This is a genomic window from Methanosphaera cuniculi (genome assembly GCF_003149675.1).
Taxonomy (GTDB): Archaea; Methanobacteriota; Methanobacteria; order Methanobacteriales; family Methanobacteriaceae; genus Methanosphaera; species Methanosphaera cuniculi.
On record NZ_LWMS01000025.1, the window covers coordinates 1 to 11,004 of the forward strand.

12 protein-coding genes are annotated in these 11,004 nt (G+C 27.8%); 6 read left to right on the forward strand and 6 right to left on the reverse strand.

The window, feature by feature from the left end; genetic code table 11:
* Window positions 1–497: 497 nt before the first annotated feature.
* On the forward strand, window positions 498–1,562 hold the full coding sequence (locus tag MSCUN_RS04540) for an adenosylcobinamide amidohydrolase (protein WP_095608243.1): 1,065 nt from the start codon (window positions 498–500) through the stop codon (window positions 1,560–1,562).
* 63 nt (window positions 1,563–1,625) lie between these two features.
* On the opposite strand, the gene MSCUN_RS04545 is transcribed toward MSCUN_RS04540, so the two are convergent.
* Together MSCUN_RS04545 and MSCUN_RS04550 are read right to left on the reverse strand one after the other, a co-directional pair.
* On the reverse strand, window positions 1,626–2,021 hold the full coding sequence (locus MSCUN_RS04545) for a universal stress protein (protein ID WP_095608244.1): 396 nt from the start codon (window positions 2,019–2,021) through the stop codon (window positions 1,626–1,628).
* Window positions 2,022–2,047: 26 nt separating this feature from the next.
* Window positions 2,048–3,739 carry an ATP-binding cassette domain-containing protein gene (locus tag MSCUN_RS04550; RefSeq protein ID WP_095608245.1) on the reverse strand — a complete coding sequence of 564 codons (1,692 nt, stop codon included), beginning with the start codon at window positions 3,737–3,739 and terminating at the stop codon, window positions 2,048–2,050.
* A gap of 273 nt (window positions 3,740–4,012) precedes the next feature.
* Between MSCUN_RS04550 and MSCUN_RS04555 the strand changes: the two genes are divergently transcribed.
* On the forward strand, window positions 4,013–4,435 hold the full coding sequence (locus MSCUN_RS04555) for a hypothetical protein (RefSeq protein WP_095608246.1): 423 nt from the start codon (window positions 4,013–4,015) through the stop codon (window positions 4,433–4,435).
* Window positions 4,436–4,639: 204 nt separating this feature from the next.
* Here the strand turns inward: MSCUN_RS04555 and MSCUN_RS04560 are convergent, their stop codons facing one another.
* Window positions 4,640–5,800, reverse strand: coding sequence for an adhesin (locus tag MSCUN_RS04560; RefSeq protein WP_095608247.1), 1,161 nt, complete (start codon window positions 5,798–5,800; stop codon window positions 4,640–4,642).
* Between the two features lie 175 nt (window positions 5,801–5,975).
* On the opposite strand from MSCUN_RS04560, the gene MSCUN_RS04565 reads away from it, so the two are divergent.
* The 3 genes from MSCUN_RS04565 to MSCUN_RS04575 are packed head-to-tail and all read left to right on the forward strand — an operon-like array spanning window position 5,976 to window position 7,838.
* Complete coding sequence (locus tag MSCUN_RS04565; protein ID WP_095608248.1) at window positions 5,976–6,203, forward strand: hypothetical protein; 228 nt, start codon at window positions 5,976–5,978, stop codon at window positions 6,201–6,203.
* A gap of 26 nt (window positions 6,204–6,229) precedes the next feature.
* A complete protein-coding gene (locus MSCUN_RS04570; RefSeq protein ID WP_095608249.1) occupies window positions 6,230–7,264 on the forward strand; it encodes a uroporphyrinogen decarboxylase family protein in 1,035 nt (344 codons plus the stop codon).
* 19 nt (window positions 7,265–7,283) lie between these two features.
* On the forward strand, window positions 7,284–7,838 hold the full coding sequence (locus MSCUN_RS04575; protein WP_095608258.1) for a DNA-3-methyladenine glycosylase I: 555 nt from the start codon (window positions 7,284–7,286) through the stop codon (window positions 7,836–7,838).
* A 14-nt stretch (window positions 7,839–7,852) separates the two neighbouring features.
* On the opposite strand, the gene MSCUN_RS04580 is transcribed toward MSCUN_RS04575, so the two are convergent.
* The gene (locus MSCUN_RS04580; RefSeq protein WP_095608250.1) at window positions 7,853–8,785 is read right to left on the reverse strand and encodes an ARPP-1 family domain-containing protein; all 933 of its coding nucleotides are present in this window, start codon (window positions 8,783–8,785) and stop codon (window positions 7,853–7,855) included.
* A gap of 19 nt (window positions 8,786–8,804) precedes the next feature.
* Window positions 8,805–9,170 carry a hypothetical protein gene (locus MSCUN_RS04585; RefSeq protein WP_245837630.1) on the reverse strand — a complete coding sequence of 122 codons (366 nt, stop codon included), beginning with the start codon at window positions 9,168–9,170 and terminating at the stop codon, window positions 8,805–8,807.
* Between the two features lie 150 nt (window positions 9,171–9,320).
* Between MSCUN_RS04585 and MSCUN_RS04590 the strand changes: the two genes are divergently transcribed.
* Window positions 9,321–10,064, forward strand: coding sequence for a carboxymuconolactone decarboxylase family protein (locus MSCUN_RS04590; protein WP_095608251.1), 744 nt, complete (start codon window positions 9,321–9,323; stop codon window positions 10,062–10,064).
* A 48-nt stretch (window positions 10,065–10,112) separates the two neighbouring features.
* Here MSCUN_RS04590 and MSCUN_RS04595 read toward each other — a convergent pair whose 3' ends face one another.
* On the reverse strand, window positions 10,113–10,472 hold the full coding sequence (locus MSCUN_RS04595) for a carboxymuconolactone decarboxylase family protein (protein ID WP_095608252.1): 360 nt from the start codon (window positions 10,470–10,472) through the stop codon (window positions 10,113–10,115).
* Window positions 10,473–11,004: the final 532 nt, after the last annotated feature.

Genomic DNA, 11,004 nt, shown 5'->3' on the forward strand with positions numbered 1-11,004 from the left:
ATATAAAAATAATTATAATCAATTAAAAAAAATTATAATTAATTAAAATATTTTAATAGTCCTTTAGGGTAGTGGCAATCCTACGAGACTCTGGATCTTGTGACAGCGGTTCGACTCCGCTAAGGACTATTCACTTTTAAATATTACTCTTTCTAAAAAAAAATAATATTACAACTACTAATTTTTATAATATTTTAAATAATTTTTTTCATGTAAATATATCTTACTTTTTTTTTAAGATAAAATATAAAAAATCTAATATATCAGAACCATAAGAAAAAAAAGAATAAATTAAAAGTTTTTATTTTGCATAAATTAAATAATATATACAAATTTAGATTTTCAGAAGACTTTAAAAAAGAAGGAACAAAAACAAAAGAATATACAATAAATAGGAAACAGTGAATGTGTAAATATGATATAAAAAATAGGAAAAATCAAAAAATACACAAAACAACAACTATATTATAAAACTTTAGAAAAAAAGTGTTGGAGAGATGATTATAATTACAGATAAATACTATTTTAAAGAAATAAAAAACACTCCCTTTTATGATATACAAATAAAAAACAAATCATTAATCATAAAACTTAAAAAAGAAAACAACCTCATAATATCCTCATGGCATAATGGAGGATATCAACAAAACATGGACTACATATTAAATCAAACAGTAGAAAACAAGGACTATGATGATGCAAAAACAAATACAATCAATGAATTTCAAAAACAAGCATTTAAAAAACTAAACTTACCTGTTGATAAAACAGCAGGATTAATAACATCAGCATGTATGGATAATGTTAGTATAAAAACAGAAAAATATGAAGACTTAGAAGTAACAGCAATAATAACAGCAGGTGCTGATAAAAATGGTATAAAAGCAGGAGATCCAGCATCATTTTATGAATATAATCATAACTACAAGCCACTTGGAACAATAAACATAATCATAATAATAAATGCAAATCTTGATCCGGGAACTTTAGTAAATGCAATAATTACAACAACAGAAGCTAAAACATCAGTACTTGAAGATTTAAAACTTGAAAGTCAATACTCAACACACATAGCAACAGGAACAGGAACTGATGGAATATGTGTAATATCAAATAAATCATCAAATAACCACCTTGAAAATGCAGGAAAACACTCAAAATTAGGTGAACTAATAGCTCTTACAACACGTAAAGCTACATATGAAGCATTATATATGCAAACAGCAATGTCAAATGAGTACCAGAAAGATGTAATAAGCAGACTAACACGCTTTAACATAGACTATGAAACACTAATTAATAAAGCAACAATACCAGAGGATGAATATATTCCAAAATTTTATGAATTTATAAACAATCCACAAAATATCGCATGGATTAGTATGATGATAAATCTTATTGATGAATATCAAAATAATCTACTTAAAATAAGTGAAATAACACCACTTATCATGCAAACTACACAAAACTACCTGGAAATAACATATGAAGATAACCTAAAAACGGTAGATGATATTCTTAATTATATAATAAATTCAATTAATAAAAAAATAGAATCATAAAAAAAATGTTATAAAGGAGGAGAGAGAATAAAAAAAAAGTTAGTACTCCCAAGTTCTTTTTTTTTATTCTTTTATTAGTACAATTGGTAGTTTCACATATTTTACCACTGCATTTGAGAAGCTTCCTAGTAGTTTTGATTTAAGTCCAAAACCATGTGTTGCAAGTACTACCATATCAGCTTCACTTTTACGAGCAACTTTTTCTATATCATATTCAGGACTTCCAAATAAAAGCATTGATTCAACAGCAACATCTTCTGACATTACATAATCTACCATTTCTTTGATGATATCTTGTGCATTTTTTTCTTGTTCTGCATATGGTTCAATATTTTTTTGATCCATAATATGTGTTATTACTATAGTTGCATCAAGTTGTCCTGCTAGTTCTACAGCTTTTTGTGTTGCTTTTTTAGATAGTGGTGATCCATCAATTGGTACAAGAATTTTACTTATCATATATAAGAATCTAACTTTTTTTTTATTTATTCTTTATTTTCTTTTTTCATAAATTCTTCTACAATATCTTGTGCTTTTCCTTCATCTACTAAGTTACCATTTTCAATTAGTATTGCATTAGTTGATACTTCTTCGATGAATTCCATTGTATGACTTACAAGTATTATTGTAGTTTTAAGTTCTTCATTGATTTTTTTAAGTGAATTTGCAACTGTTCTTAATGTTACAGGATCAAGATCTCCAAATGGTTCATCAAGTATTAGTATTTCAGGGTGTGATGCTAGTACTGCTGCTATTGCAACACGTACTTTTTGTCCACCAGAAAGTTCGTCAAATTGACGATTTAGGAGTGGTAGTGGAAGATCTAGTGCTTCAAAGATTGGTGCCATATATTTTATTACTTCTTCTTGATCTATTGGTGGGAAGAGTAGGTCTAGTACTCCAGGTCCTAGGTTTGCTTTTTCAAGTTTATTTATTGCTTCATCTCGTGGTAGATCTGTTAGTTGGTAGATTATATCTAGTGTTTCTTTACTTAAGCCTAGTTCTTCAGCTTTTTTAACTGCATTTTCAAATACTTCATTAATTTTTGGTGATAGTCTTGTTGCCATTTGTCGTATGATTGTTGTATGTGGTGAAAGTGCAAAGTCTTGGTGCATAAATCCTAGATTTTTTCGGATTTTCATACGGTTTTCTCCATATTCATCCATTTTTGTCCATGTTCCATCTTCACATTTAATTTCAATCGTACCTTGATCAGGTAGGTCAAATCCTGCCATCATTCTAAGTATTGCTGTTTTTCCAGCTCCACTTGGTCCTACTAATGCTAGTATTTCACCTTTATTTACTTTGAAGTTTATGTTATCAATTGTTAATACATGTCCTCCTTTAATTAGGCGGAAGTCTTTTGTTAATCCTGATACTTTAATTATTGGTTCATCACGTGGAAGATCTGCTATTGGGTATTCTGGTTCTTCTTCTGATAGGAATTCTTTAATAATATCTGATGTTTTTCCTATATCTTTTACTTGTCCATTATATAGTAGTAGTAGACGGTCTGCTAGTGCTTCTTGGATTTCTGGTTGGTGTGATACTACAATTACTGTTGTGTTGTATTTTTCATTGATTCTTTTTATTGTTTTTAGTATTTCATTTTTGATTTTTGGACTGCTCATTGTTGCAGGTTCATCAAGAAGTAGTATTTTTGGTTTTTTTGCAAGTTGTCGTGCTAGTACTAATCTTTGTTTTTCACCACCACTAAGTACAGGTGCAAAGTGATTTGCTTTTTCTTTAAGTCCTACTGTTTCAAGTAGATCTAGTGCTTCATCTTTAAATTCTTCACGTACTTCATCATCAATATAAGCTGTGGTTTCATCACCATTTTTAAGTCCTACTAGTTTATGTATTATGTTTTCTAGTGCTGTTTTTGACCATAAACCAAAGGATCGTTGAAGATGTATTGCTGTTTTTTCTTTTAAATCATTTTGGTAATCAGAGTAGTTTTCAGGTGTTATTACCATATCATCAATTGTGATTGTTCCCTCATCAAAGCTTTCAACACCACGTAGTATACGCATAAGTGTACTTTTCCCAGATCCACTTACACCCATAATTCCATATATTTCATTATCTTCTACCTCAAAGCTCACATCATCAAGAGCTTTGATCATATTACCATCACTAAGTGTGTATATTTTTGTTAGATGTTCTATTTTGATCATTATTTGATTTCTCCTAAAAATATTAGTTAATTAAATAAAAAAAGGGATTAATATTCTTTTCACTACATTTTTTTTTATATTATAATTTTTTTTTATCTAAAAAATTCCTCTTTTTTTATTTACTAGTTATTATATAAGATAAGATGTTTAATATATTGTTTTTATAAATTTAACCTAAATAAAAAAATGATTTTAAATAAACTAGAATGATTAAATACTTAAAATACATTATATAATTATATAAAACAATACATGAGGAGTCATAAAAATAAAATGAAAGATAAAAACGTATTTATAATAGTTCTAGCGGTTCTGATAATACTTGGAATAGTAGCAAGTCAAAGTATACTTACAAATGTAAATGAAACAAATAATACGACTTTAAATAACACAACACTAAATAACACAACAGATACTAACAATACAAATAACAATACAACTGTGAAAGACTCAGATAAAAATAGTAGTAGTAATCATGATAAATCAACCACTAAAAAGTCTAGTTCTAAGAAAAGTAGTAACTCCGAAGTCAGAAAAAAAGGTAAAGATGAATGGGGTGACTATGAAGATGATGAATGGGTATATGGAACAACTATGGATCCTAATTACAAATGGAAAACCAATAAAAGAACTGGATATATTGAATATCATAATATTAAAACAGGAGAACGTTATGGAGGATATAACATAGCATAGATTGGATTATTTGATGTAAGATTAATTTTTTCTTATAGTACTTCTTTTTTTATTTTTTTATTTTTTTTTTATTATACATTGTTTATTTTATTTTTTGATTTTGTCGGGAAAACTAGTTTTGGTGTTCAGTTTTTTATTGTTTTTATTGGTATTTTGTTTAAAAAGAGAATAAAAAAATTGGAGGGTAAGTGGTAGTTTTATTTTTTAGAATCCTCGTCTTCGTCTTTGTTGTTGTTTTCGTTTTTTGTTTATAAGGTAGCGTCTTAATAGGTATAGTGCTGTTAGTATGATGATTCCTACTACTGCTATTGGAAGAAGTGATGTTAATATGTTATCATGTGTTTTTGTAAATTTATATTCACGCATGAAATCCATGTTTTTGTTATTGGTATGATTTTGTGTTATTTTTGCAAAGTTGTATTGTAGGTCGTAGTATCCGATGTGTGCTCCATTATAGTCTATTGAGTTTGGTGCTTTATGATTTTCATTCATGTATTCTTGTGTTATTGTTGCCATTTGTACGTAGTCATAGTATGAGTAGGTATCTTGTGTTAGGTATGATGTTTCTGATGGATTATCAGGTTCTTCATAATCATCTGGTGTTGTTAGTGGTGTTCCATTTAGGTATGATGATGTTAGATATAGTAGTTGTGCTGTTGTGTAGCCATTGTATGTTGTGTTATCTGACTGATTTGAGTTAAGATATTCAGAGCTTGCTTGTGCCATTTGTGATGGATTTAGTTGGTGTTTTAGTATTAAACTTTCATCATATGTTTTTTCATTATTTGGGTTATAGTTTTTTATATCATCAACAATTTGTTCGGCAATATACTTATTTACCTCATTATCTGATTGTTGATATACACCGTCTACTCCAGCATCAGGAAATTGTTGTAGTGGTTGAATATAATTAATTCCAGCATCATTTAAAAATCTACTTGGTGATGCTATTGCAGCAAATGATGTTGGAGAATAGTTATCATCCCATGCTCTTTTGATAAAGGATTTATTATCTAAATTTAAGTTACCAGTATTTACAAATATTACTTGTTTATCACTTTTGGCAGATCCATGTGCTAATACTTGGAAATTTCCACAATCAACCGCTGCAAAATTTACCACAACATCATAATCTGCTTCAACTGCACGTGATCCTTCACCAGGTGATGGGGCTTGAGGATCAATTATAACATCAACTGATGGGTCAAGTTGTTGTATATATTGTTTTACTTCACTTAACATCTCATTATCATTTGATTCTGTACCTATATGATCTGATGTTAAAAATACACTAGTTGCACAACATGATTGTATTGATGCAAATATAATAATTATTAATAATATTAGTAATGATTTTCGATTCATCTATTATGCTCTCCAAAAAAAAGTTGTATATAATATTATTTTTTTAAAACTTTTTTGATAGTATAGTATAATATATTATTATGAATTATAAATAATAAAAATATAATAGAAGATAATAAATATTGAAATTAAAAATAAGTTAATAAAAAAAAAGAAGGGAAGGGAGTAAAAAAAAATGATACTTAAATGTGACATATGCGGACATGAATTTGATCTTGAAAATGCAGGATGTTGTGATTGTGGCTTTGGATGTGGAGGAAGTATGGTAAAATGTCCAGAATGTGGACTTCACATGGATTTACCAGAAGAGTTAAGAGAAGAACATGAACGAATATATAATGAAAAAACAATATTTACAAAACTTGAAAAGAAACTAGCAGAAGATGAACAAAAACAACAATAAAAAAAAATAAGGGATGTAAAATTACAATGACACAAACAACTAAAAATCTACGTCAAATATTTAATGAAACAGTAAAACATCAAAAAAAACATGATGCACTAATAATACCAGTAACTACAATAAATCTACTTGCATACAGAAATGACTTAGATATTCATTTTCCAGAAATACATACAAATAAAAAAGATATGATAGATTTATCTCTTGCACCATATAAAATATCAAAAATTGAAGGAGTAAATCTACCATTTGATATGACACTTGAATCTGAATCATTTGGATGTGAAATTGACATGCGTGATGAATCAAACATGCCAGAAGTTCAAAAAACACCATTTAAAAAAGCAATAGATGTAGAAATACCAGATGATTTTACAAACACAAAACGAATGAACATACTATATGATGCAATATGTGATATTCGATCAAATTATCCTGATCTTCCAATAGTAATAGGAATAGTAGGACCTTTCACCTTACTTGGACAGTTACTTGGAATAGAACAACTACTAAAATACATTAAGCTTGACTATTTTGAAGTAGAAGAAGCATTAAGTGTAGTGGTTGAAGCTTTAATTGAATTTATACAAAAACTAGAAACACTAGATATTGATGCTGTAGTTGTATGTGAACCAAGTGCATCATGTGATCTTCTTGATCCTAATATTTTCAATCAACTTCTTAAAGGTGAGCTTGAATACATAGCTGATGAAACAACAAAAACTAATACTATACTACATGTTTGTGGAAATACAACTCAGATAATAGAAGATATGTTAACATCACATTATGATGTAATAAGTATTGAAAATGTTGTATCATTAAATTATGTAAATGAAATGCGTGATAAAACAAAATCTGATACTTTAGTAGCAGGTAATATATCAACAAAAACACTTCTTCTTGGAAGTACATCTGATGTACGTGATGAAGTATTTTATGCACTAGATAATGGAATAGATATACTTGCATCAAGCTGTTCTGTACCACCATATACTCCAGAAGTAAATGTGGCAGAAATGGTAAAAGCACGAGATGAATATTATCAAACACAAAAATAATAAAAAGGAAAAAATAATAATGAATAAAACTAGATGTTCATGGTGTAATATGAAAAATCCCACATACATTAAATATCATGATGAAGAATGGGGTAAATTATGTTTAGATGATGATTACTTATTTGAAATGCTACTTCTTGAATCATTCCAGGCTGGATTAAGTTGGGAAATCATACTAAATAAACGTGAAAATTTCAAAAAAGCATATGATAATTTTAATATAGATAAAATAATACAATATGATGATAAAAAAGAAGAGGAACTACGAAATAATCCGGGTATAATACGAAATAAATTAAAAATTCGTGCAAGTATCAAAAATGCTGAAGTTTTTAAACAAATACAGGGTGAATTTGGAAGTTTTAAAAAATATCTAGAACAATTCACGCCAACTAATGAAATTATATATGAAACAGATAAGGTGACATCTAATTTATCTGATAATATATCAAGGGATTTAAAAAAACGTGGTATGAAATTTGTAGGCTCAACTACAATATATTCATATCTTCAAGCTATAGGATTAATAAATTCACACAAAAAAGAATGTTTCATGTATAAAAAAGGAGAATAAAAAAAAGGTGGAGTTTATGTTTTGATTTTTCTAAAAAATGATGCATTAATCGGATTATTTTCAAGAAGAATTGTTGATCCTATTATATCTTCACTTTCAATTCTTACATCAACTCCTATTCCATCAGGTTCATATTGTTCTATTTTTGAAGTTACTACTTCATTTATAAATTTATCTACATCTATAGATTCATTATCATAATCTTCATTTTTTTGTTCTATTGCTTCTGGAATATAGCTTTCAATTAGTTTTCTATGATTTTGTTTATATAATGTTCTGTTAAATAGTAGTTCTATTCCTGATACTTTATTGTTTATTAGTATGATAGATCCTATTGTATCATTTTCATCTTTAAAATTATCTAAGTATTCATTTATTTTTGCTTTGTTGTTTGTGTATATTTCACGCATTGCACTAGTTTTTGATTTTACTTTTAAAGTATTACTTACTTCGCTTATACGATTCCATACGCGTGATTGGTTTGATTCTCTAATTCCACTTGTTTTTAGTGATTCTGTTACATCTTGAGCTTTTGCTTTTCTAAGATTTGCTTCAGCAAAATGTCCTGAGTATTTAAAATGATTTGTAGTGTAGTTCCATCGTCCTGATTCTGTACATGATACTTTTATTTGCATGTTTGTTTTTGGTGGTATGATGTATGTTGCATTTGCTATTCTGTTTTGTTTAGCTCCTATTAGTTCTTCACCATCAAGTATTAGTAGTGGTGTTATTGCATTGTTTGTAACATTAAGTGTGTTAACATTAGCATTTTCAAGTTCACCTATTTCAACAAGTCCCATTTGAAGTCCTTTTTTTAGTGGTAATATGTCAATATTATTGTAGTTTTCATTACTTTTTATACCAATTACTGACATGTTTTCATAGCTTTGCATAGTTGTATATTCAAAGTTATCAAATAGTTCTTTAAGATTTATTGTTTTAGTCATAATAACCATCGTCTTTATATTATATGTAGTTTATGTCACTTTCTGGATTTTTAAGTTCTTTTTTAATTTCATCAGCTGTAAGTACACGACATATTATAATATCATCAAATATAAATTCTACAATTCCATAGTCTTCATCTGATATTTTATCATATAATCGTCCACTGCTCATTGTACCTTTTACTACGGTTCTAACACTATTTGCAACGTATGCACTTTCTCCTGCATAACGAAGTTCAACAAGTATAGCTTCAGAATCATACTGGTTTTCAAAGTCTTTTATTAGTTTAATAATACTTCCAACATGAAAAGGTTTACTTCCATTAAACATGTTAACTGCTGCTAGTGTAAAATACATACTATTTTTTTTTATTTCATTAGGCATATTATCAAATCTCTTTATTTTAGAATATGATCTGGGGAAAAGTAGATTCTTCTTTCTTTTTTTTATTATATTAATATGATAAAACATAATAATAAAACATTACTAAAAAAAAATTTTATTTTTTAAAAAAAGGAAGGGTATGATATTTTTATGTTAGATGATAATGAAATAATTGAAATAATATCAGAGTATGATTTAGAACTAAAAAATACAGATCCAGAATTAGTTGAAATAATAGATAATCTAATATGTGTTGATCTTAAAGATGAATATATGAAATTATCATATGATGAGCGTATGATAGTAATACTTACAACACTAATAACAAATCAGTCAGTAGACTTGTATGAAAAATTATTAACACAAGCTCTTCGTAATGGATTTAAGCCTGTGATCATAAAAGAAATGTTATATCAGACAATTGTATATGTAGGACTTTCTAAGGTGTATGAATTTATTGATATAACAAATGATATATTTGATGAGAATGGTGTAGATGTACCACTACCAGGACAAAGTATAACGACAAATAAAACACGTAAAAATGAAGGATATACTATACAAGCAGACCACTATGGAAAAGATTGGCTTGATATGAAGATTAAATCTACACCAGATAATCAGAAACAATTATGGGATTATATTTCAGCATTTGGATTTGGAGATATTTATACACGTGGTGGAATATCACAAAAACAAAGAGAATTAATAACACTTGCAGTACTTGTGTCACTAAGAGGATGTGAAGATCAACTTGAAATTCATATGCGTGGAAATCTTAAAGTGGGAAATGATGAAAATAAGATAATTGCAGTACTTATGATACTTATACCATATATTGGTTTTCCAAGAATACATAATGCACTAAAAATACTAAATAAAATAACTATTTAAAATTAAGAGGTTTATGAAAAGAAGGTGAAAAAAAAGGAGTGGTAGTTTTTATTCTCCTCCTGTTTCATCATATACTATACCAATTGCTTTCATGAATGCTGGTTTACCAGCAAGAAGTAGTACTACTTTTAGTATGTCGATAAGTTCTTCACGTGTGAAGTTAAATTCTTTAATACCACTAATTATCTGTTTACGAGTTCCACGTATATCTTCATTTGCGGCAGTAAGTGCAATAGATACAAGTTTTAGTGTTCTATCATCATGAACATTATCTGTGTATATAATTTCTTTAAGTTCTGCCATATTTTTATATAACTCTGGATAGTCTTTTTTTAGTAGTATCATATTTTTGCTCATCCAGTGTTCTTCAATGTATTTATCTTCTTTTTGTTTTTCATCTTTATTCATAAGAAAATCACCTATATTTTTTTTCTTGTTTAATCTTTTTTTTATATTACTTATTTGATAAAAAAAGTTTTAATCCTTTGAAACTAGATTAAAATTCTTTTTTTGCTGTGTTTAATAATAATATAGTATGTTGTTTCTATTTAAACGTGAGGATAATTAATTAAAATTCGTATACTACATAACTAAATTTATGCAGTATTTTCTAATTATCTTGTTAGATTTGGTTCGTTGGTAATAGTATGTGCTACAAAAAGCGAGACACATGAACATAAGAAAATCTCTAGATTTTCCAAGTAATGATTTGTAGTTTTTCCAATTGTAGCAATAAGAACATTTTAATAAATAACTTTTATTAATGAGAGCTAAAAGAAAGTTTCAAAGATGTCAACTGACATGGAGAAATGGTTTAGTTCAAAGTACGTTAAACGCAAAAAAAGCAAGTAGACAATTAATGCAATTGTGTTAATTGAATTAGTGGTGTAACACGAAAAAAGTGTTAACAAAAGAACTGCTATAATTTTTTTTAAGTTTA

Excerpts from the sequence above, each read along its gene's own strand:
- MSCUN_RS04540 (WP_095608243.1), top strand. The coding sequence starts at position 498 with ATGATTATAATTACAGATAAATACTATTTTAAAGAAATAAAAAACACT.
- MSCUN_RS04545 (WP_095608244.1), bottom strand. The coding sequence starts at position 2,021 with ATGATAAGTAAAATTCTTGTACCAATTGATGGATCACCACTATCTAAA.
- MSCUN_RS04550 (WP_095608245.1), bottom strand. The coding sequence starts at position 3,739 with ATGATCAAAATAGAACATCTAACAAAAATATACACACTTAGTGATGGT.
- MSCUN_RS04555 (WP_095608246.1), top strand. The coding sequence starts at position 4,013 with ATGAAAGATAAAAACGTATTTATAATAGTTCTAGCGGTTCTGATAATA.
- MSCUN_RS04560 (WP_095608247.1), bottom strand. The coding sequence starts at position 5,800 with ATGAATCGAAAATCATTACTAATATTATTAATAATTATTATATTTGCA.
- MSCUN_RS04565 (WP_095608248.1), top strand. The coding sequence starts at position 5,976 with ATGATACTTAAATGTGACATATGCGGACATGAATTTGATCTTGAAAAT.
- MSCUN_RS04570 (WP_095608249.1), top strand. The coding sequence starts at position 6,230 with ATGACACAAACAACTAAAAATCTACGTCAAATATTTAATGAAACAGTA.
- MSCUN_RS04575 (WP_095608258.1), top strand. The coding sequence starts at position 7,284 with ATGAATAAAACTAGATGTTCATGGTGTAATATGAAAAATCCCACATAC.
- MSCUN_RS04580 (WP_095608250.1), bottom strand. The coding sequence starts at position 8,785 with ATGACTAAAACAATAAATCTTAAAGAACTATTTGATAACTTTGAATAT.
- MSCUN_RS04585 (WP_245837630.1), bottom strand. The coding sequence starts at position 9,170 with ATGCCTAATGAAATAAAAAAAAATAGTATGTATTTTACACTAGCAGCA.
- MSCUN_RS04590 (WP_095608251.1), top strand. The coding sequence starts at position 9,321 with ATGTTAGATGATAATGAAATAATTGAAATAATATCAGAGTATGATTTA.
- MSCUN_RS04595 (WP_095608252.1), bottom strand. The coding sequence starts at position 10,472 with ATGAATAAAGATGAAAAACAAAAAGAAGATAAATACATTGAAGAACAC.